The organism is Pseudoalteromonas marina (genome assembly GCF_000238335.3).
GTDB classification, from domain to species: domain Bacteria; phylum Pseudomonadota; class Gammaproteobacteria; order Enterobacterales; family Alteromonadaceae; genus Pseudoalteromonas; species Pseudoalteromonas marina.
Window position 1 is genome coordinate 498,753 of the sequence record NZ_AHCB03000005.1, and the last position, 21,119, is coordinate 519,871.

The following is a 21,119-nucleotide window of genomic DNA, read 5'->3' on the forward strand; positions in this document are numbered from 1 at the left end:
ATAGATAATGTTTAGTGAAGAATACGCGCTCTAATTGTTCCTTCAACTGCACTTAGCTCTTTAAGCGCTACTTCAGAGTGGTCGGTATCAACGTCAATAACCACATAACCAATTGCTTCATCAGTTTGTAAGTACTGAGCCGCTATATTGATACCGTGCTGCGCAAACGCTTGGTTAATTTGCGTTAACACACCTGGGCGGTTGTGGTGAACATGCAATAAGCGACTACGGTTAGCAAGCTCTGGCAGTGATACCTCAGGGAAGTTAACGGCGGTAATTGTAGAGCCGTTATCTGAATATTTAGCCAATTTACCTGCCACTTCAATACCAATATTTTCTTGAGCTTCTTGAGTTGAACCACCAATATGCGGCGTTAAAATAACGTTATCGAAGTCGCGTAGTGGCGATACAAACTCTTCATCGTTAGATTTAGGTTCAACAGGGAACACATCAATTGCTGCACCACTTAGCTTTTTCTCGCTAAGTGATTCTGCAAGGGCATCAATATCAACAACGGTGCCGCGAGAGGCGTTAATTAAAATAGCGCCTTGTTTCATTACCGCAAGCTCTGCCGAACCGATTAAGTTTTTGGTCTGTGGTGTTTCTGGCACATGCAAACTAATTACATCAGAGCGCTGAAGTAGCTGAGTCAAGTTATGCACTTGTTTTGCATTACCCAGTGTTAGCTTATCTTCAATGTCGTAAAACTCGACGTTCATACCAATGTTTTCAGCCATAATACCTAGCTGAGTACCAATATGGCCATAACCAATAATACCGAGCGTTTTACCACGGGCTTCAAATGAACCCGTTGCTGTTTTTAGCCACTCACCACGGTGAGCCGCAGCATTTCGCTCAGGTATACCGCGAAGTAAAAGCAGTATTTCACCAAGTACTAGCTCTGCAACAGAGCGTGTATTTGAAAATGGCGCATTAAATACAGCAATACCACGCTGGCGAGCGTTACTTAAGTCAACTTGGTTTGTACCAATACAAAAACAACCGATGGCAATCAGCTTCTCTGCAGCATCTAAAACAGCTTCGTTAATATGAGTACGAGAACGCAGACCTACAAAGTGAGCGTCTTTAATACGTTCTTTAAGCTCGTCTTCAGGTAGCGATGTTTTAACGTAGTCTATATTGCTGTAACCATTTCGTTTTAGCGTTTCAACTGCGCTTTGGTGCACACCTTCAAGCAAGAGAATTTTAATTTTGTCTTTTGCTAACGATACCTTACTCATAACCTCATCCTATTTAATTTGAGGCCCATTTTTAGTGCCGATAATTACTTTATCAGCACCACGCATCGCAAATAGGCCATTGGTAACTACGCCAACAATTTGATTTATATCTGTCTCAAGTTGCTTAGCATTGGTAATATTTAAATTATATACGTCTAAAATAACGTTACCGTTATCGGTAACCACACCTTGGCGGTAGACTGGGTCGCCGCCTAACTTTAATAACTCACGTGCTACGTAGCTGCGCGCCATTGGAATAACTTCAACTGGAAGCGGAAATTCCCCCAATGTGTCCACTAGTTTGGTGTCATCAACAATACACACAAACTGCTTAGCAACTGCAGCCACAATTTTTTCACGGGTAAGTGCAGCACCACCGCCTTTAATCATTTCATTTTGAGCGTTAATTTCATCAGCGCCGTCGATGTAAACATCGAGTACATCGATATCGTTTAGCTCAAATACTTCAATACCGAGCTCTTTTAAACGCGCTGTAGAAGCTTCAGAGCTTGATACAGCACCTACTAAAGTGTCTTTAACTGTGCCAAGGGCATCAATAAAGTGATTAACGGTTGAGCCTGTGCCTACACCTACTATCGTGTTTTCTTTTACAAACTCGAGTGCAGCCCATGCTGCTGCTTTTTTTAATTCGTCTTGTGTCATTATTTTGTGCTCATGTATGTCAAACGTGTGCTGTAAGTATGCGAATAATCACATCACCAGCAGTAATTATTGTTCGGTGTTATTATGGTTTTAAGCGGTACATCCCAAGACTCTATTGGCAATACATCAACTTTTTGGCACTCATGTGCAAGGCCTATAAGTCGTGGTTTTTGCCAGTTTTCATCGTGTAAACGAGCCAGTGTTCTATCGTAAAACCCACCTCCCATTCCTAAGCGATTACCTTGATTATCAAATGCAACTAATGGCATAAGTAAGTAGTCCAGCTCGGGTAAAGGGCATATTTGACTGCAATTTAGCTTAGGTTCAAAGATACCATAGCGATTTGCCTTCATGGGTGAGTTTTTCTCATAGCGCTGAAACAGCAAAGTGGCGCCATTAAATGGGTGTATTGCTGGTAGGTAAATAACGTGATTTAAGTTCCATAATTCTTTAATTAACAATGAGGTATCAAGCTCTCCGTCGTTACTTAAATAAATGGCGATATGTTGGTTTTTAGCTGTTTTTTTTGTTTTTAAGTATTGAATAAAATTCATACTTAAAGATTGAGATGCTAAATTTTGCTGTTCATTAGACAAATTATTACGTAATTCGCGAATAGATTTTCTTATTTGGGCGCGTGAATCGCTCATTTTTCAAACTTACCAACTAATTAAAAAGCAAATAAAGCAGGAAACGCCAAGTACACCGCAAGTATAATAAGCAACGTAACAACCGTAGCTATTAACGAATAAAGCAATGCATTACTGCGTTTTTTAGGCTGAGTTATTAGCTCCTCGTCCAGCAATAGCTCTTCGTCTTGCCATTCGTCTTCATCTACTTCAGGGTTTTTTGTTTGGTTTTCAGGTAGGCGCTGCTCAAGGTCTTCGAGTTTTTCTTCTAGCCTGATTAAACTGCTGGTTATGTAGTCTAATGCGTCAAAAATACGCTCATCTCGCTGGCTATCACTTACCGTTTGAGTAGTTTTTTCAGTATTTGTCGATACAGCTTGAAGCTTACTTTTAATACCCATTCCAACAAGTAGCTTAGCTTGTTTTAATGCTTTGTTTTTATCGCTAGGCGCAAATAAAGGCTTACCTTTAAAAAATAAGGCTACTTTTTCTTCTGAGATTTTTAGTTTTGCCGCCAGTGTTGTACACGCTGTTTTTGAGTCAACGTTATCAGCGAGTCCAGCAAACATAACGCGAAAGTTATCGGTCATTTAAATATCCCTAAAGCTTTATAATTAAATGAGTATATACCTAAAGTATAAAAAAGTTCGAGGACCAATTAATAGTTATTTTTTTAACTATGAATTAGCGTTGCGTTACATAATTGCTAGCTATAAAAAAGGCCCTTAAAAGGGCCGTTTTTTTGCTTTAGTCTTAAAGACCCGCTGCTGCGCGAAGTGCGTCAGCTTTATCTGTGCGTTCCCATGGGAATTCGTCACGGCCAAAGTGGCCGTAAGCTGCAGTAGGAAGATAGATAGGGCGCTCTAAATCAAGCATTTGAATTAAGCCGTAAGGGCGTAGGTCAAAATGTTCACGAATTAATTCGATTAAACGTGCTTCTTCTAATTTACCAGTACCAAACGTTTCAACACTAATAGAGGTTGGCTCTGCAACACCAATTGCGTAAGATACTTGTAATTCACACTTATCAGCAAGGCCAGCAGCCACTACGTTTTTAGCCACGTAACGTGCAGCGTATGCAGCTGAGCGGTCAACTTTTGATGGATCTTTACCAGAGAAAGCACCACCACCGTGACGTGCCATACCACCGTATGTATCAACAATGATTTTACGTCCTGTTAAACCACAGTCACCCATTGGACCACCAATTACAAAGCGGCCTGTTGGGTTAATAAAAAACTTAGTTGCGCTTGTGATTAGTTCAGCAGGAAGTACTGGCTTGATGATGGTTTCCATCACAGCTTCTACTAAATCGTTTTGAGAGATGTCTTCGCTGTGCTGAGTTGACAGAACAACCGCATCAATACCTACTGGCTTACCGTTTTCGTATGCAAAAGTAACTTGAGATTTTGCATCTGGACGTAACCAGTTAAGCTCGCCGCTTTTACGTACTTGTGCTTGACGCTGAACTAAACGGTGAGAATACGTGATAGGTGCAGGCATTAACACTTCAGTTTCGTTACATGCGTAACCAAACATTAAACCTTGGTCGCCAGCGCCTTGTTCTTCTGGGCTAGTACGGTCAACACCTTGGTTAATGTCTGGAGACTGTTTACCAATGGTGTTCAAAATTGCACACGAGTCAGCATCAAAACCCATATCTGAGTGAGTGTAGCCAATTTCACGTACTGTTTTACGCGTAATCTCTTCTATATCAACCCATGCGCTAGTAGTGATTTCACCACCAACCATAACCATACCTGTTTTCACGTATGTTTCGCACGCAACGCGGGCATGAGAGTCTTGCTCTAGGATAGCATCAAGAACCGCATCAGAGATTTGGTCGGCGATTTTATCCGGATGACCTTCAGAAACAGATTCAGAAGTAAATAAATGTTTTGCCATTGTAATTATGCTCACAAATATTGCGCTTCACAAACGTCGGTATTAGCGCTAAAAAATTAAGGGGCGTATTTTATCTAAAACGAAACACCTTGCATAGTGTTTTTACGCCTAGACGTCTAAATTAAATTAGTTATGACATTATGGTCTTAAAAAATATTCATAATACCTCATTTTTATAGGGTTTTTAATTGCACACAGCCCCCACAATAAGTAAGAATGGTCGCAATAAAAGTGCTCTTGTAACTTGAGTACATAAACGAACACATAAATACCCGCGCAAATACATATATAAGGTAGGAGAATTCATGCCATCTCGCAAAGAACTTGCAAATGCTATTCGCGTCTTGTCAATGGACGCAGTACAAAAGGCCAAATCTGGTCACCCTGGAGCCCCTATGGGCATGGCTGATATCGCAGAAGTATTATGGCGCGATTATCTAAAACATAATCCATCAAATCCAGAGTGGGCAGACCGAGATCGATTTATACTGTCAAACGGCCACGGTTCAATGCTTATCTATTCTTTATTGCACTTAAGTGGTTATGATTTACCGTTGGACGAAATTAAAAACTTCCGTCAAATGCACTCTAAAACACCAGGCCACCCAGAATACGGTTATGCGCCAGGTATCGAGACCACTACGGGCCCACTAGGCCAAGGGATCACAAATGCGGTAGGCATGGCAATTGCTGAAAAAGCGCTTGCGGCACAATTTAACCGTGAAGGTCACGACATTGTTGATCACCACACTTACGCATTTATGGGTGATGGCTGTTTAATGGAAGGCATTTCGCATGAAGCCTGTTCGCTTGCCGGCACATTAGGCCTAGGCAAGCTGGTTGCTTTTTGGGATGACAACGGCATTTCTATTGATGGTGAAGTTGAAGGCTGGTTTAGCGATGACACACCTGCACGTTTTAAAGCGTACGGCTGGCACGTAATTAGTGACGTTGATGGCCACGATAGCGATGCAGTAAGTGCTGCAATTAGCGAAGCAAAAAGCGTGACTGATAAACCAACACTAATTTGTTGTAAAACAATTATTGGTTACGGGTCACCGAATAAATCGGGTAGTCACGACTGTCACGGTGCACCACTTGGCGATGACGAAATTAAAGCATCGCGTGAGTTTTTAGGTTGGACGGGTGATGCATTTGAAATCCCTGAAGACATTTACGCACAGTGGGATGGAAAAGCTAAAGGCCAAGAGCTTGAATCAAGCTGGGACGAAAAGTTTGCAGCCTATGCAAAAGCATTCCCAGAGCTTGCAGCTGAGTACAAACGCCGTACAAATTCAGATTTACCTGCCGATTGGGCTGAAAAGTCACAAGCGTATATTGAGCAATTACAAGCAAACCCGGCAAATCCAGCATCTCGTAAAGCGTCACAAAATGCATTAAATGCATTTGGTCCATTATTACCAGAATTTATGGGTGGCTCTGCCGATTTAGCAGGTTCAAACTTAACAATTTGGGAAGGCTCTAAAGGCCTAACAGCGGACGATGCAAGTGGTAACTACGTTTACTACGGTGTGCGTGAGTTTGGTATGTCGGCAATTATGAACGGTATTGCACTTCATAAAGGCTTTATTCCTTACGGTGCAACGTTCTTAATGTTTATGGAATACGCACGCAACGCGGTTCGTATGGCTGCATTAATGAAGCAACCAAGCATTTTTGTATACACGCACGATTCAATTGGTTTAGGTGAAGATGGTCCAACTCACCAACCAGTAGAGCAAATTGCCAGCATGCGTTTAACGCCTAACCTTTATAACTGGCGCCCGTGTGACCAAGTTGAGTCAGCAATTGCATGGCAACAAGCTATTGAACGTAAAGACGGCCCTACATCGTTAATATTCACACGTCAAGGTCTTGAGCAACAGGCGCGTGGCGCACAACAGCTAAGCGACGTCAAAAAGGGTGGTTACATCCTTAGCTGTGACGGCAACCCAGAGCTAATTATTATTGCAACCGGTTCTGAGGTGCAATTAGCACAAGATTCAGCTACTGAATTACGCAGCCAAGGTAAAAAGGTACGTGTTGTATCTATGCCATGTACTGATGCATTTGAAGATCAATCGCCTGAGTACAAAGAAAGCGTATTACCAGCAAGCGTTTCTCGTCGCGTAGCGGTAGAGGCAGGTATTGCTGATTACTGGTACAAGTATGTAGGCCTAAATGGCGCCGTAGTCGGTATGACCACCTTTGGTGAGTCTGCACCAGCTAACGAGTTGTTTGAGCACTTTGGCTTTACGGTTGAAAACATTGTAAGTAAAGCAAACGCACTTTTTTAATCGTTTTTGATTAAATAAGTTAAGTAACTTAAAACCCGCCAACGTGCGGGTTTTTTTATGCCCATATATGAAACAACTTCATCTTGTTCTAAATGAGGATTTTTTAACGCAGATAGCGACACTTTTAGCCCCTAAAAATGACTAAGTATTATTGCGAATTGGTATTAAGCGTTACTGCTTTTCTTGCAAGAAAGTAAGCTATCAGGCAAGGTAGTGCGATAAAATTTATAAATAAAGATCTTTAAATTAATAGCAGGAGCTAAAATGTCTCAGTTTGAAAATGTAAGCGTAGTTAAAAAGGCCAACGTGTATTTTGACGGTAAAGTGTCAAGCCGTACGGTTGTATTTAGCGATGGAACTACAAAAACATTAGGCTTTATGCAGCCGGGTGAGTTTGTATTCGATACCAGTAAAAAAGAACTCATGGAGCTTTTAGGTGGCCAGTGGGATATTTTATTACCAGGGGCAAGCGAGTGGAAAACGTTTTCTGCGGGCGAGTCATTTAATGTAGACGCTAACGTAAGCTTTAAAGTAAAAGTAAGTGATTTTGCCGACTACTGTTGCTCGTACACAGATTAATAGCTAGCACAGCTAGACGTCTGAAAGCCCATGGTTTATGGGCTTTGCATAAACTTTGCGCAACACATGATTTAAATCACCAAAAACCGCAAATAAACCTCAAATATCTCTCTTTTTTCCTTGTGTTAATCTAAATAGCCCCCAATACTACTTATGAGGTAACAAATAAAAGGATACCCTATGAAAATTAATCTTTCTGGTCACCATGTTGAAGTTACTGACTCTATTAGAGAGCACATCAACGAAAAATTTTCTAAAATTGAGAGCCACTTTCCATCACTTATTTCTCTCGATATGATCTTGTCTAAAGAGCATCATAAAATCCAAGCCGAAATTAGCACAAATTACGAAGGTGCGCGAATATCAGTAAAAGGGGAAAACGAAGTAATGTACCCAGCTATTGCAAGCGCAGCTAAAAAACTCGATGCAGCACTAAAACATCGAAAAGGGCAAATAAAAGCAAATTTACACGAAAAGCCTGTAAGTACAACGCCAGAAATAGCGCACGAAATCATCCAAGAGATGGAACTAAAATAATTTTTAGTCCCAAAGTACTATAAAAAAGAGCCTTACGGCTCTTTTTTATTGCCTTTAATTTAGGTAAGTTATGCAGCCTTCGGTGTTATTAATTGTGAAAATTAATAACCAGAGTGAATAACACACATAATTTGAGAAATTAATGCAGCAAACACACACTTCTTGGAAATCTCACGTAGGCGCACTAGGCCCTGGTATTTTAATGGCAACCGCAGCAATTGGCGGGTCTCACTTAGTTGCATCTACTCAGGCTGGCGCGCTATTTGGCTGGCAACTATTTTGGTTAATACTGGCTGTTAACGTATTAAAATATCCGTTTTTTCGCTTTGGTATGGAATATACCTTAGCCACTAAAAACAGTTTAGTAGAAGGCTATAAAAACAAAGGCCCGGTGTATTTTTATAGTTTTATAGGCCTAAACATACTGGCAGCAGTTGTTAATACCGCAGGCGTATTACTACTTACCGCCAGCTTGCTGCATTACGCACTGCCTGTAGTGATAGAGGTAACCCTGCTATGTTGGATATTGCTCGGTGTTTGCTTAGCCATATTGTTGTTAGGGCACTTTAAAGCGCTCGACAGCGTTGCTAAAGGCATTATGGGGTTATTAACACTGGCTACTGTTATTGCGCTGGTTATTGCGTTTAGCAATGGCCCAATGGCGCCAGCTGACTATGTTGGCCCGTCACCGTACGAGCTGGCTATGCTCAGCTTTATGGTCGCGTTAATGGGCTGGATGCCAGCACCCATAGAAATATCGGCCCTCAGCTCGCTATGGCTCAAAGAAAAACAAACTCAGCAAGTGGTTACTAAAAGCCAAGGCTTGTTTGATTTTAACGTAGGCTATTGGCTAACAGCCTGCTTAGCATTGGTATTTTTTAGCTTAGGTGTGCTGGTGCAATACGGGCAAAGCAGCAGTATTGAGCTTGGCGGTGTTGCCTTTGCTAAACAGCTTATTGATATGTACGCACTGACTATTGGCGAGTGGGCAAGGCCGCTGGTATCAGCTATTGCTTTTTTATGTATGTTTGGCACTACACTTACCGTGCTTGACGGCTACGCACGTACACTTAACGAGTCACATAAATTGCTTGGTTTTGGGCAATCAAAACACAGCCTAAATATTTGGTTAATACTACAAGCACTAGCTGGCATGGCCGTTATTTTATTTTTTAAATCAGCTCTTGGCCCCATGCTTACCTTTGCCATGACACTTGCTTTTGTAACCACCCCCGTTTTTGCATGGCTTAACTTTAGCCTAGTTCGCTCAGAGCCAGCTATTAAGCACAGCGTATTACTGCGTAGCTTAACGTGGCTAGGCTTAGTGTATTTAGTTGGTTTTGCTGTTGCGTTTGTGGCGTGGAAACTAGCAGCCTAAATATAGCCACTTACTTTAGGGTTTTAATTTAAGCCCTAAAATATAAAATTTTAGGATTAAACGAGGCATAAATGGATATTAGAACAGGCGAGCTTTCAAACCCTCACGTTATAAAGCTACTACAAGCGCATCATAACGATATGCTAAAACACTCACCCGTTGAGAGCGTACATGCACTTAATGTAACTAAACTCACTCAGCCCGATATAACTTTTTATAGTTTATGGATTGATAATAATTTAGCGGGTGTTGGCGCATTAAAAGTGCTCAATGCCACGCATGGCGAAATTAAATCAATGCGCACCTCAAGCAACTATTTACGCCAAGGCATAGCCGCTAAGTTACTCACGCATATTATTGAGCAAGCAACACTGCGAGGCTATAAAAAACTTAGCTTAGAAACCGGCACTGCTAAGGCATTTTTACCCGCACAAAAGCTTTACGTCCAATTTGGTTTTAAAGAGTGCGAACCGTTTGGGAATTATGAACTAGATCCGTATAGCCTGTTTATGAGTAAATCGGTTTAAACTAAAATGACCGAGAAGTAACGTTTGTAGTTGTATGATTTAAATATTATCCGCATGGCTGTTCAGAGCGAGAAGCAGCCACTGAAAAAGATAAATTTATTCCTGTGTTTTCAGTAGAAATCTAATTTTGTCCGATAACATTATTAAACGCTGTTTTGGGGTAAAATAACATGCTAATTCCTAGCTTTTTTAATTACTTGTTTACAAAGGTAATTGTTGGTGAAATTATTAGGGTATGTAATATACACCGTTTTGGTGTGTTATAAACCACCAAAGTGGTGTTCAATAAGCTGTTAGAGCACTCAAGGAAGAATATGAGTAGTCAAAATCTTTTGAGCTTTCATAAAGAAATATATTTTTTTGAAATACAAAGAAGTGGGATATTTGATAGTCGGCTGCAGATTCCGATAGCAGCTGTCGTGCTTTTAATTGGCTTTCAAGCGTATATGATAAAAGAGGTTAACTTTGGTAATTCACCTACTGGAGTTGCCATCTTCAGTGTTCTTTTTTTGCTGTCAGTAACGCTTACTCTGATCTCTTTAATTTTCATGAAAAAAGCGTGGGGCGGCTCAAAATATAAACTCATACCCTTGGCTTCAACTATGGAACAGTACAGACAAGATTTAATGGAACATTACGGTGACTCAAATTTTAAGGAAGGCAGTAAAGCTACTAACTTATACGATGAAACTGTACTTAATTATTTTATTGAATGCAGTTCATTTAACTCTGAAATTAATGAAAAAAGGGCCAGAAGTTTGTATTTGGGTGTAGGCATACTTGCAACAGCTGCAGCCTTATCAATCCTGAGCTTTTTCCCATATTTCATTTATGAATTAGACTCGAAGGACAGCATAGATGAAATTAAAATTGTTGCACCAATTAAAGTAATCCAAAAGGTATTAAATATGACAGATTCCAAAAAGGGGCCACCGCCACCTCCGCCACCTCCGCGGATGATTATAAATCATAAAAAGCAGCCTCCTCCGCCTCCAAAAAAGAGAGGGTGAGAGTGCTCTAACAAACGCATTAACACTCGCTACGCTCGCTAAGGACAAAAACACGTAGGCTTCCTTCGCTTCGCTCTGTGTTATAGCCTACGTATTTTGCCCGTTATGCGGACGTAGGTGTCTAAGTGCCAAATCATAGCAAGAAGATCAATCTAGCTAAGGAGCAGTTAGAAGACGCAATCGAACTGCTTGTTGTTAAAAGGTATATATCTGCTTTAACTCTAGCAGGTGCCGCTGAAGAAATTTTTACAGCTTTAGCGCATGAGAAAACAGGAAATAATCCATTTGAATCTTTGCATAAGTTATTCAACATATCTTTGAGCGAGGCTGGAGGACAAAATATTTCCAAGGCTAATTATCGCAGGTTAAGGAATGGAGCTAAAAATCATGCAAAACATCACGATTTGGGTGACTCAAGTACGGTTCAATTTAATAGTCTTAACCAAGCATACGCAAAAATACTGCAAGCAACGTTATCAGCTGATATCCTTGAAGTTAAATATAAAAATAAAAGAAAATTTAGTAATTGGCGTAAGGAAAATGACAACACGTAACAAGGGTTTTCAAGTCGGACAAAAAACAGCGTTGAGGCTCTAGTATTACGTTTTTTAAAGAAAATCAGTCTTTTTTCCGGGTTCCAAATGTATTACCTCATTCAGTAAAAGAGCTTAGGAACGATTACAGGAGCTTGTTTTTCAAACCGTTGGGCTATTGGAGTTATTCTACAGCCTCGTTATATGCATTAAAGAATTACGGATTTTAATCAACCTTGGCGAAAGTGCTCTGTCAGGCGGTATCTGACATCACCGAAGTAATTTGAAATCACTTTGCCATGGTTAAAGTCGGGCAACCGAATTTGATCGTTACTTTAGACTTAGGCTGAGTGTAGTGGCATAGTTAATTTGGCCACCCATTAAGAAAGAAATGCTATGCTAATAAGCATACAAATTTGGGTAAAAAAATGACGAAATTAAAACGCGCAACATATTCTGCGGCAATCAAATTAGAAACAGCTCAGCTTTGTAGTTGACCACTACAGATAAGGATTTCAAATGAAACCACAAACATTAGCTATGTTTATTATTGCCGTAATATCTATTTCAGTATCTATTTATCTTGGTTTAACATATGAGAAATCTACTTTTATGAAATCATGTAAAATAGAAATGGCTAAACAATTTGCCAATAGTAAAGTTAAGGCTAACAAACAAGATGTTGAATGGACATGTGAAACTATGTATATAAATAACGGGAAGCTTTATTAAAAGCAACTAAGTCGTTTAAAAGGACAAAAACAGTTGGTTTTTGCTCCTTCGTCGCCTATTTTATTGACTCTTAACGAGGCGTTACCAATGTCTGCTTATGGCACTGAGCTGTCATTGATATTAACTATCAACTCAGCTCTTTTATCGCTCTACTTATCCCGTCTAAACTCAGCGCGTACATGCGATTGTTCATTAGCTCTTTTATAAAGCCAATTGATTGATAGTACGGCCAGTGTTCAATTGGTTGTGGGTTGAGCCACGCGACTTTATCAAAGTGATTTGTTATACGTGCCAACCATGCACTGCCGGGCTCTTCGTTGTAATGTTCTACTGAGCCGCCAGGGTAGGCTATTTCGTATGGGCCCATAGTGGCATCACCCACAAATATGACTTTGTAGTCGCTAGTAAATTTATTAATCAGCGTCATGGTGTCTATTACGTTTGAATGGCGGCGTTGGTTATCCTGCCAAACGTGTTCGTATAAACAGTTATGAAAGTAGTAAAACTCTAAATGCTTAAATTCACTGTGGGCGGCGCTAAATAGTTCTTCGCAGGTATGAATGTAGTCATCCATTGAGCCGCCAATATCAAACAGCATTAATACTTTTACCGCATTGTGGCGCTCGGGTGCCATTTTTACATCCAGCATGCCGCCTTGCTTGGCGGTTGCGCGAATGGTCTCGTTTAAATCAAGGGTGTCACTTGCGCCGGTGCGGGCAAATTTGCGCAGCTTTTTAAGGGCGAGTTTTATAGTGCGAGAGCCAATTTCGCGGTCTGAATCTAAATTGCGGTATTCGCGCTTATCCCACACTTTTACCGCTTGGCGATTGCGGTTGCCGTCTTGTCCTATACGCACGCCCTCAGGGTTATAACCATATGCGCCAAAAGGAGATGTACCACCGGTGCCTACCCATTTATTACCGCCTGCGTGGCGTTTTTGTTGCTCTTCTAAACGCTCTTTCAGGGTCTTCATAAGCTCGTCGAGCCCGCCCATCGCTTTTAGTTGGGCTTTTTCTTCATCGCTTAGGTTTTTTTCAAACTCTTTGCGTAGCCAATCTTCAGGTAAGTTGTGCTGTTGCTTTAAACTCTCGAGTAGGTCTAAGTCGGCAATACCGCTAAAGTAGTCGCTAAAGGCTTTATCAAACCTATCAAAATGGGTTTCGTCTTTTACCATTATGGTGCGGGCCAAATGGTAAAAGGCATCTACGTCGGCAAATATAACGCCTTTTTTTAAGGCGTTAATTAAATCGAGTAGTTCGCGCAGGCTTACCGGTAAACGGTATTCACGTAATTTGAAGAAAAACGCAATCAACATATTAACGGCGGCTCATAAACGCAAGTTTTTCGATGAGGCTTATGTCTTGCTCATTTTTAAGCAGTGCGCCAAACATCGGCATTAAGCCGCCTTTTTGGCTTTTGTCGTGTAATGTTTTAGCGTCTATATCCTCTGCCATTAAAAGTTTTAACCAATCTAGCAATTCGCTGGTGGAGGGCTTCTTTTTAAGGCCGTTGGCTTCACGTAAGTTAAAAAATACTTCTAATGCTTGGCGTACTAAATCTTGTTTAACGTTAGGGTAATGTACATCAACAATTTGCTGCATTTCTTCGCTGCTTGGAAAGTCAATATAATGAAAAAAACAGCGGCGTAAAAAGGCATCAGGCAGCTCTTTTTCGTTATTTGAAGTGATGATCACAATAGGGCGCTCTTTTGCGATAATGCGCTCACCTGTTTCGTAAACGTGAAACTCCATTTTATCAAGTTCGAGCAGCAAATCGTTTGGAAACTCAATGTCGGCTTTGTCTATTTCGTCAATGAGTAAAACTGGGCGTTTGCCGTTAAGCTCGGCATAGGTAAATGCTTGCCACAGCTTACCTTTAACAATGTAGTTGCCAATATCATGCACGCGCTCATCACCTAGCTGGCTGTCACGCAAACGCGATACGGCATCGTATTCGTATAAACCTTGCTGTGCTTTGGTGGTCGATTTAATGTGCCACTGAATAAGCTCGGTGTTTAAACTTTTCGCAAGCTCTTCGGCCAGCATCGTTTTGCCTGTACCAGGTTCACCTTTAATAAGTAATGGTTTTTCAAGCATAATAGCAGCATTTACAGCCTGTTTTAGCGAGCTGCTTGCGATGTAATTGTCAGTAGAATTAAATTGCACGGTGTACCCTTGTCTGGTCTGAGCAGTATTGAATGGGGTTATAATGCCACAGTTAATCTGCAGGTCCAAGGTAGGCAAAACGAGGTATAGTTTTGCCCTCTTTTTCAACGGTTTCTAAAAACATACTAAGTGGTCGTGCCCAAATACCGAACTCACCATATAAGGCTTGGTATATCACCAATTGTTCGTCTGTTTCGCTATGTGTTGCCTGATATAAAACTTTGTACTGCGGGCCTTTGTAGTGTTGATATAAACCCAGTTTTAGTGCTGTAGTCATGCTTCAATCTCTTGTATAATTTGTGTTTGCACTTTTAATGCTAACTAATTTGCCAATATTATGAACTATATTTCGTTAGATGATTACAGAAAAGCGTGGGTTTTTCGCCATAAAGACATTCCGGTATCAAGTGATGACGCAGCTAAAATAAAACCAATGAGCGACGAGCGCGCTGCTGTGCTTTGGAGCACAATGGTAAGCCGGGAGTTTGACCACCCCGACTTTTTTGATGACAGTATGTGGTGCGGTCAAGATAAAAGTTTTAGTGATGAAGTTAACTGGGAAGCAGCTTGGGAAAATGGCGATGCTTTACCACCTCAAGAAATTTTAGAGTTTTTAGGGTGGGAAGCAAATACCACGGTATATTTTTGTATGGCGCGCGATAATGTTATTGAAACAACGTTTGACGTATTTAAACGTAATTGGCAAAACTTTATGTTTTTAGCCGATGGCAGTTTACTAGTTGGTAAAAAGCGCAACAGTGTTGTGCAATTTTTAGAGTCGGGTAAAGCTAAGTTAGGTGAAAAACCAAGCGCTTAATTTATTATGTGTGCTTAAAAACTATTCAGCACTATGTTATAAAACAGTTATCTGAATGTTTTTGAGTAAAGCAATTGGTCGCGAAAAATCAGTCACTTGGTGAACAGCAGCAAGTTGAAATTTGGCAAACTGATGCGCAAAAGGCGCTATATGCGCAGTTGTGCAATGCATTTTATCAGCGAGAAGTTCAGCGTTTAGTCGCCGAACCTAATGCCGATAAGCTGCGTAGGCAGTTAAAAAGTTTGCCTTATTACATTGAACGAGCTGCATCGCTTGTAGTAAACGGGCATTCGCCTTTTACGCTTGATGCACAAAATGGCTCGTGGCTCGAAAAACAAAAAGCAACGCCGCCCGATGTAAATAAACAAGCCAATGAACTTTTTTTTCAAGCGCATGCCAAAGTGGGACTAATTGTTCCGGTGATAGTAAACCAGTACGACAAATTACATCTTAGGATAGACAGTATTGATCAGGTGTCTGAAAACAAGTTGCATTGCAACGAGCTAGGGTGGTTTGATTTTTTAGGTAACGGCCTAGAGCAGCAATATGCACAACTTTTAAAGCCAAGTAAGTTGAGTTTAGCTGCAGCGTGCTGTGGGCATCAGTGGCAGTTTTCAAAGCGTTGCACACCACGTGTATTATCATTACGTGAAATGCTACTGGCAGGGAATATTAATTGGCGCAATATAAAACGCCCGTTAGCTTAGTTAAGTTAAAACTTTTAAATTATTAAATAAGGAGTGTTAAATGCGTGTTTTTCAAGTGTGCTTACTGTGCTTAGCACTGTTTGTTCAATACAGGTTATGGTTTGGTCAAAATGGTGTGCAAGATTACTCGCGCTTAAAAGGAGCGGTGGCAACCCACCAAGACACTAACGAAAAGTTGATAAAACGTAATAAAGTGCTCAAAGCCGACATAGAAGATTTAAAGCTTGGTCTTGAGGGCATTGAAGAACGTGCCCGAAACGAATTAGGAATGATTAAGCCGGACGAAACATTTATTCGTGTTTTACCGGGCAACCAATATGAGAAATAAACAAACTATCGTTGCGATTGTACCCGCAGCAGGTGTAGGCAGCAGAATGCAGCACAATGCACCTAAACAATATATACAGTTAGCGGGTAAAACAATTTTAGAACACACCCTAACTAAACTATCTCAATTACCACAACTACAAACTATTGTTGTTGCCCTTAGCGATACAGACCCATACTTTGATGAACTACCATTAACCGATGCGCGCATTGTTCGTTCAAGTGGTGGCAAAGAACGTGCTGATTCAGTACTTAATAGTTTGTTATTTTTAGCACCCAATCCCCCTGATTGGGTATTAGTGCACGATGCAGCGCGCCCATTGGTTGACCTAGCAGACATAGAGCGCCTTATTAGTGAGTGCCTTAGTGAAAATGAAGGCGGGATTTTAGCCAGTAAAGTAAAAGATACCATCAAACGCGGCGATACACACTCAAAGCAAACCGTCCCCCGAGACGACCTATGGCAAGCGCTTACCCCTCAATTTTTTAAGTACAGTGACCTTAAAAATGCGCTGCAAAATGCGCTACAAAGTGGGGTGCCTATTACCGACGAAGCCAGTGCAATTGAGTGGGTAAACAAACCAGTAAAACTTATAGCGGGTCGTAGCGATAATATTAAAATAACCACGCCAGAAGATTTAGCTTTGGCAGGGTTTTTATTAAATAAACAACAAAACGAGAGTGCAGTATGATACGAATTGGCCATGGTTTTGACGTACATAAATTTGGCGGCGAAGGCCCGTTAACTATTTGTGGCGAAAAAATTGATTACCCACAAGGCTTTTTAGCACACTCAGATGGCGATGTAGCTATTCATGCATTATGTGATGCTATTTTAGGTGCACTCGCTATGGGCGATATTGGCAAGCACTTTCCTGATACAGCCAGCGAATATGAAAATATAGACAGCCGTATTTTGCTTCGTCATGTTGTTAAGTTAGCTAAAGAGCAAGGCTATGTATTAGGAAACGGCGATGTCACCATTGTGGCACAAGCACCAAAAATGCTGCCGCACATACAGGCTATGCGTGTAAATCTAGCTAATGATTTAAACTGCGATCTTAGCCAAATAAATGTTAAGGCTACGACAACTGAAAAGTTGGGTTTTGAAGGACGTAAAGAAGGTATTTCTAGTCATGCCGTGGTTATTATGAGTAAAGAGCTTGCGAGTACAAAAAACGCATGAGCGACTTAAATTATTTATACGGCGCACCGCTTTCAAAAGCTGACTTTAAAACCACAGCAGAAGACTTTATGGTAGATGAAGATCTAGGTATAGAGTTTACAGGTAACGGTGAGCATGTATGCTTGCAGGTGGTTAAAAAAGGCGAAAACACACAATACGTGGCTAAAATTATCGCGCAAAAAGCCGGTGTATCCCCTCGCGATGTAAGCTACGCGGGCATGAAAGATCGTCATGGTGTATGTAGCCAATGGTTTAGTGTAAAAGTGCCCATTAAAAAGCATATAGATTTTACAGAGTTAAATAGCGAAAGCATTTTTATAGTGTCGCAACAGCGCCACGAGCGTAAATTACGCACCGGTTGCCACAAGGGCAATAAATTTACCATTACCCTTCGTAATGTTACCGAGCCGCTTGATATATTATGCCGCATAAATGCTGTGCGTGCTGGTGTGCCAAATTACTTTGGCGAGCAGCGTTTTGGCCGCGATGGGCATAATTTAGTTATGGCCGAAAAAATGTTTGCCGGCGAGCGTATTCGCGATAAGAAGCTACGCGGTATTATAATTTCAGCTGCGCGTTCACATATTTTTAATCAACTTGTAAGTTTACGTGTAAAAGAACACGGTTTAGCTAAAACTATGCACCGCGAAGTATTTATGCTCAGCGGCAGTAATGCATTTTTTGAAGATGCAATTAACGACGAAAACATAGCACGTTTAGCCTCTGGCGATATTGTAATGTCGGCACCAATGGCAGGCAAAAGTGATAAAGGGTTAACTGAGCAAGAAAAAATATGGCTTAAACCCTATCAGGCATGGTGTGAAGGCCTGGGTGAATTAGGGCTTAAAAACGAGCGTAGAATGTTGCGTTTGATTCCTGATAACTTGGCAGTAGAAACACTTGATAACACCACACTTAAGCTGAGCTTTGGTTTACCTAAAGGATGTTTTGCAACCGCATTACTACGTGAACTGGTGGACTATACAGATGCAAGTCCAAAAGAGCGAAAAGAAAAGGATAATGGCATAAATGAAGATACTATTAAGTAACGATGATGGCGTTAATGCTAAAGGCATAGCGGTCTTATATAACGCGCTTACAAAAATTGCAGACGTCACTTTGGTGGCACCCGATCGCAATTGCAGTGGTGCAAGTAACTCGCTCACATTAATGAATCCATTGCGTGCAACAACTCTTGAAAATGGGTTTATGTCAGTTAATGGTACGCCAACCGATTGCGTTCATTTAGGTGTTAATCAGCTTGTTGATCAAAAACCAGATTTAGTTGTGGCAGGCATTAATCATGGCGCCAATTTAGGTGATGATACGCTTTATTCAGGCACTGTTGCTGCAGCGACCGAAGGTCGTCATTTGGGGTTGCCTGCTATTGCAGTTTCACTTTGCTCACACAATGGCGAGCACTTTGAAACAGCGGCTGCGGTAACAGTTAATATAATTAAAGAACTTGCATCGCACCCATTACCAAAAGACCAAATTATTAATGTTAATGTGCCAGATGTTCCACTAAGTGAATTAAAAGGTGTGCAGGTTACGCGTTTAGGCGCTCGGCATAAAGCTGAAACTATGACCAAGCAAACAGACCCTTGGGGTCGAAGTATTTACTGGTATGGCTCGCTTGGCACAGAGAGTGATGCAGGTGAAGGAACTGATTTTTACGCCATTAATAATGGTTTTGCATCGGTTACACCACTCAGTGTTGATATGACCGCACACAATAGCATTAAGGCAGTTGGGGACTGGTTATCTAATTTGGAGATAAATCGTGCTCGCTAATTACACGCGAAGTGCGAAAGCGTTATCAGATTTACTTAAACGTGAAGGTGTTGAGGATCAAGGCGTACTTGATGCCATTGCAGGTATACCTCGTCATTTATTTATTGACGACGTGTTGCAGCATAAAGCTTATGAAAATACAGCGCTACCTATTGGGCAAGGGCAAACTATTTCGCAGCCTTATATTGTAGCCCGTATGACGGAGCTTTTGAGGTTGGCCGGTGTGTGCGATAAAGTATTAGAAATCGGCACGGGCTCTGGCTATCAAACAGCGGTATTGGCTAAAACGTTTACTAACGTTTATTCTGTTGAGCGGATCAAAGCTTTGCAATGGCAGGCTAAACGGCGTCTGCAGCAGCTTGATTTATACAATGTAACAATGAAACATGGAGATGGCTGGCAAGGTTGGCAATCTCAAGCACCATTTGACGGCATTATTGTTACGGCTGCGGCTGCCACCTTACCTCAAGGTTTGTTAAGTCAACTTGCTGATGGCGGTGTATTATTAGCGCCGGTTGGCGAAGCTGATCAAAAATTAATAATGGTTATTCGAAAGGGCGAAAGCTTTACAGAGCATGTTATTGCACCAGTAAGATTTGTACCTTTGGTACCTGGTGATATTGAATAGGAATTCACTTTGAAGTTGTTTACTAAGTTGTACGATATGGCCCTAGTATGGGCAAAGCACCGCCATGCGGAGCGTTATTTAGCAGGAATGAGTTTTGCCGAGTCTGTTTTTTTCCCTATCCCACCCGATGTAATGTTAGCGCCAATGTCGCTGGCTCAACCTAGTAAGGCGTGGCGTTTTGCTAGCTTCGCAACGATTGCATCTGTACTGGGCGGGGTAATTGGCTATTTACTTGGTTTTTGGCTTTTTGAACCTGTTGTAGAGCCGCTAATTGCACAGATGCATTGGCAAGAAAAGTTTGATGTAGCATTAAATTGGTTTAAAGAGTATGGCGTTTGGGTGGTGTTCTTAGCTGGTTTTTCACCCATACCCTATAAAGTATTTACAATTGGTGCGGGCGTTTTACAGATGGCGTTTTTACCATTTTTAATTGCTTCTGCAATCGGGCGCGGTGCTCGGTTTTTTCTAGTTGCTGCGCTTATGAAATGGGGCGGAGCGCAAATGGAGAAAAAATTACGTCAGTATATTGAAGTGCTTGGCTGGGGATTAGTAATATTAATAGCCGTTGCGTACTTTTTGTTGCGTTAAGCTATATAAAATAATGTTACTTAAACATGGAGAAAAGCACGATGAATAGACAATTTATGCTTTATGTTGCTTTGTTCATTAGTGTTTTTCTCTTTGGTTGTTCATCTCGCCATGTTCCAGCGCCCGTTAGTAGCTTAAATAATAATGTTAATGACTCAAACCATTTGATTAACATTGTAGATGGCAAATATACAGTACAAAAAGGAGATACACTTTATTCAATCGCATTTAGCGCAGGAAAAGACTTTAGAGAACTTGCTAAAAACAACTTAATTTCAAGTCCTTATGTTATATATCCAGGCCAGTCAATCTCTCTCTCTCCCACTATAAAAAAAATTAAAAGCTCAGAAAAGTATACGAATTCGAGTAAAAAGTCTAGAAAAAACATACAAAATAATAACAAAAAATTAAAGAAAGGACTTGATCAGCCAAAAAAACGAGAGTATGTTCAAAAACAAGCCAAATATAAAGTTAGTAACCAAAAGCAATTGTCGAGCGGTAAATTAAAGTGGTTTTGGCCAGCAAAGGGCAAAATCACCAAACGCTTTTCTAATAAGGAAAACGGCTATAAAGGCTTACAAATTACTAATAAAATGGGGGCTACAGTTTTAGCCGCTGCACAAGGAACGGTGGTGTATGCGGGTAACGCGCTTCGAGGTTATGGTAATTTAATCATTTTGAAACATAACGATGATTACCTAAGTGCTTATGCACATAACTCGAAATTACTTGTAAAAGAAAAGCAAAAAGTTAAGGCAGGACAAAAAATAGCAGAAATTGGCAATTCAGAGTCTTCGGTTACCGCGCTTCGCTTTGAAATTCGTTACCGTGGGAAAGCTGTCAATCCTGCTAAATACCTTCCTTAGATTTTAGGTA

Annotated in this window: 26 protein-coding genes; 18 read left to right on the forward strand and 8 right to left on the reverse strand. The window is 41.0% G+C overall.

Annotation, left to right across the window (positions count from 1 at the left end):
- Positions 1-11 precede the first annotated feature (11 nt).
- The 5 genes from serA to metK all read right to left on the reverse strand — a co-directional run bounded on the left by serA (position 12) and on the right by metK (position 4,438).
- Entirely contained in the window at positions 12-1,241 is a 1,230-nt protein-coding gene (gene serA, locus PMAN_RS02350) for a phosphoglycerate dehydrogenase (RefSeq protein WP_006791939.1), read from the reverse strand.
- Between the two features lie 9 nt (positions 1,242-1,250).
- Positions 1,251-1,904: a ribose-5-phosphate isomerase RpiA gene (rpiA, locus tag PMAN_RS02355; protein ID WP_006791940.1), complete on the reverse strand. Its 654-nt coding sequence runs from the start codon at positions 1,902-1,904 to the stop codon at positions 1,251-1,253.
- 53 nt (positions 1,905-1,957) lie between these two features.
- Positions 1,958-2,554 (reverse strand): 5-formyltetrahydrofolate cyclo-ligase, encoded by a 597-nt coding sequence (locus PMAN_RS02360; protein ID WP_010555826.1) that lies wholly within the window; start codon positions 2,552-2,554, stop codon positions 1,958-1,960.
- A 20-nt stretch (positions 2,555-2,574) separates the two neighbouring features.
- A complete protein-coding gene (locus PMAN_RS02365) occupies positions 2,575-3,123 on the reverse strand; it encodes a hypothetical protein (RefSeq protein WP_010555827.1) in 549 nt (182 codons plus the stop codon).
- Positions 3,124-3,286: 163 nt separating this feature from the next.
- Positions 3,287-4,438, reverse strand: coding sequence for a methionine adenosyltransferase (gene metK / locus PMAN_RS02370; RefSeq protein WP_006791943.1), 1,152 nt, complete (start codon positions 4,436-4,438; stop codon positions 3,287-3,289).
- Positions 4,439-4,743: 305 nt separating this feature from the next.
- Between metK and tkt the strand changes: the two genes are divergently transcribed.
- The 8 genes from tkt (at position 4,744) to PMAN_RS02410 (ending at position 12,031) form a co-directional block, all read left to right on the forward strand.
- Positions 4,744-6,735, forward strand: a complete 1,992-nt coding sequence (gene tkt, locus PMAN_RS02375; RefSeq protein WP_010555828.1) for a transketolase — start codon at positions 4,744-4,746, stop codon at positions 6,733-6,735.
- 264 nt (positions 6,736-6,999) lie between these two features.
- Positions 7,000-7,314, forward strand: coding sequence for a pyrimidine/purine nucleoside phosphorylase (gene ppnP / locus PMAN_RS02380; protein ID WP_010555829.1), 315 nt, complete (start codon positions 7,000-7,002; stop codon positions 7,312-7,314).
- Positions 7,315-7,494: 180 nt separating this feature from the next.
- Positions 7,495-7,851: a ribosome hibernation-promoting factor, HPF/YfiA family gene (gene hpf / locus PMAN_RS02385; RefSeq protein WP_006791946.1), complete on the forward strand. Its 357-nt coding sequence runs from the start codon at positions 7,495-7,497 to the stop codon at positions 7,849-7,851.
- A 142-nt stretch (positions 7,852-7,993) separates the two neighbouring features.
- Entirely contained in the window at positions 7,994-9,229 is a 1,236-nt protein-coding gene (locus PMAN_RS02390; RefSeq protein ID WP_010555830.1) for an NRAMP family divalent metal transporter, read from the forward strand.
- 71 nt (positions 9,230-9,300) lie between these two features.
- Positions 9,301-9,756 carry a GNAT family N-acetyltransferase gene (locus tag PMAN_RS02395; protein WP_010555831.1) on the forward strand — a complete coding sequence of 152 codons (456 nt, stop codon included), beginning with the start codon at positions 9,301-9,303 and terminating at the stop codon, positions 9,754-9,756.
- Positions 9,757-10,070: 314 nt separating this feature from the next.
- Positions 10,071-10,766 carry a hypothetical protein gene (locus PMAN_RS02400; RefSeq protein WP_010555832.1) on the forward strand — a complete coding sequence of 232 codons (696 nt, stop codon included), beginning with the start codon at positions 10,071-10,073 and terminating at the stop codon, positions 10,764-10,766.
- A 125-nt stretch (positions 10,767-10,891) separates the two neighbouring features.
- Positions 10,892-11,320 (forward strand): hypothetical protein, encoded by a 429-nt coding sequence (locus PMAN_RS02405; protein ID WP_010555833.1) that lies wholly within the window; start codon positions 10,892-10,894, stop codon positions 11,318-11,320.
- A gap of 498 nt (positions 11,321-11,818) precedes the next feature.
- Positions 11,819-12,031, forward strand: a complete 213-nt coding sequence (locus PMAN_RS02410) for a hypothetical protein (RefSeq protein WP_010555834.1) — start codon at positions 11,819-11,821, stop codon at positions 12,029-12,031.
- Positions 12,032-12,158: 127 nt separating this feature from the next.
- On the opposite strand, the gene PMAN_RS02415 is transcribed toward PMAN_RS02410, so the two are convergent.
- From PMAN_RS02415 to PMAN_RS02425, 3 genes are read right to left on the reverse strand one after another with little or no spacing between them, the layout of a single operon-like run.
- On the reverse strand, positions 12,159-13,346 hold the full coding sequence (locus tag PMAN_RS02415) for a vWA domain-containing protein (protein WP_010555835.1): 1,188 nt from the start codon (positions 13,344-13,346) through the stop codon (positions 12,159-12,161).
- Between the two features lies 1 nt (position 13,347).
- Positions 13,348-14,196: an AAA family ATPase gene (locus tag PMAN_RS02420; RefSeq protein WP_006791951.1), complete on the reverse strand. Its 849-nt coding sequence runs from the start codon at positions 14,194-14,196 to the stop codon at positions 13,348-13,350.
- 52 nt (positions 14,197-14,248) lie between these two features.
- Positions 14,249-14,473, reverse strand: coding sequence for a DUF1653 domain-containing protein (locus tag PMAN_RS02425; protein WP_006791952.1), 225 nt, complete (start codon positions 14,471-14,473; stop codon positions 14,249-14,251).
- 60 nt (positions 14,474-14,533) lie between these two features.
- On the opposite strand from PMAN_RS02425, the gene PMAN_RS02430 reads away from it, so the two are divergent.
- The 10 genes from PMAN_RS02430 (at position 14,534) to PMAN_RS02475 (ending at position 21,109) form a co-directional block, all read left to right on the forward strand.
- The gene (locus PMAN_RS02430) at positions 14,534-15,013 is read left to right on the forward strand and encodes a DUF2947 domain-containing protein (protein ID WP_006791953.1); all 480 of its coding nucleotides are present in this window, start codon (positions 14,534-14,536) and stop codon (positions 15,011-15,013) included.
- A gap of 74 nt (positions 15,014-15,087) precedes the next feature.
- On the forward strand, positions 15,088-15,720 hold the full coding sequence (locus PMAN_RS02435; protein ID WP_006791954.1) for a hypothetical protein: 633 nt from the start codon (positions 15,088-15,090) through the stop codon (positions 15,718-15,720).
- A 40-nt stretch (positions 15,721-15,760) separates the two neighbouring features.
- Positions 15,761-16,048 carry a cell division protein FtsB gene (gene ftsB / locus PMAN_RS02440; RefSeq protein ID WP_006791955.1) on the forward strand — a complete coding sequence of 96 codons (288 nt, stop codon included), beginning with the start codon at positions 15,761-15,763 and terminating at the stop codon, positions 16,046-16,048.
- Positions 16,038-16,739 (forward strand): 2-C-methyl-D-erythritol 4-phosphate cytidylyltransferase, encoded by a 702-nt coding sequence (ispD, locus tag PMAN_RS02445; RefSeq protein ID WP_010555836.1) that lies wholly within the window; start codon positions 16,038-16,040, stop codon positions 16,737-16,739. The genes ftsB and ispD overlap by 11 nt, the downstream gene beginning before the upstream one ends.
- Positions 16,736-17,233, forward strand: coding sequence for a 2-C-methyl-D-erythritol 2,4-cyclodiphosphate synthase (gene ispF, locus PMAN_RS02450; protein ID WP_008126885.1), 498 nt, complete (start codon positions 16,736-16,738; stop codon positions 17,231-17,233). The genes ispD and ispF overlap by 4 nt, the downstream gene beginning before the upstream one ends.
- Positions 17,230-18,282 carry a tRNA pseudouridine(13) synthase TruD gene (truD, locus tag PMAN_RS02455; RefSeq protein ID WP_010555837.1) on the forward strand — a complete coding sequence of 351 codons (1,053 nt, stop codon included), beginning with the start codon at positions 17,230-17,232 and terminating at the stop codon, positions 18,280-18,282. The genes ispF and truD overlap by 4 nt, the downstream gene beginning before the upstream one ends.
- Positions 18,263-19,027 carry a 5'/3'-nucleotidase SurE gene (gene surE, locus PMAN_RS02460; RefSeq protein WP_006791959.1) on the forward strand — a complete coding sequence of 255 codons (765 nt, stop codon included), beginning with the start codon at positions 18,263-18,265 and terminating at the stop codon, positions 19,025-19,027. The genes truD and surE overlap by 20 nt, the downstream gene beginning before the upstream one ends.
- Entirely contained in the window at positions 19,017-19,655 is a 639-nt protein-coding gene (locus PMAN_RS02465) for a protein-L-isoaspartate(D-aspartate) O-methyltransferase (protein WP_010555838.1), read from the forward strand. Before surE ends, PMAN_RS02465 begins: the two co-directional genes overlap by 11 nt.
- Positions 19,656-19,664: 9 nt before the next feature.
- On the forward strand, positions 19,665-20,243 hold the full coding sequence (locus PMAN_RS02470; RefSeq protein ID WP_008126892.1) for a YqaA family protein: 579 nt from the start codon (positions 19,665-19,667) through the stop codon (positions 20,241-20,243).
- A 41-nt stretch (positions 20,244-20,284) separates the two neighbouring features.
- Positions 20,285-21,109 carry a peptidoglycan DD-metalloendopeptidase family protein gene (locus PMAN_RS02475; RefSeq protein ID WP_010555839.1) on the forward strand — a complete coding sequence of 275 codons (825 nt, stop codon included), beginning with the start codon at positions 20,285-20,287 and terminating at the stop codon, positions 21,107-21,109.
- The last annotated feature ends 10 nt before the right edge of the window (positions 21,110-21,119 follow it).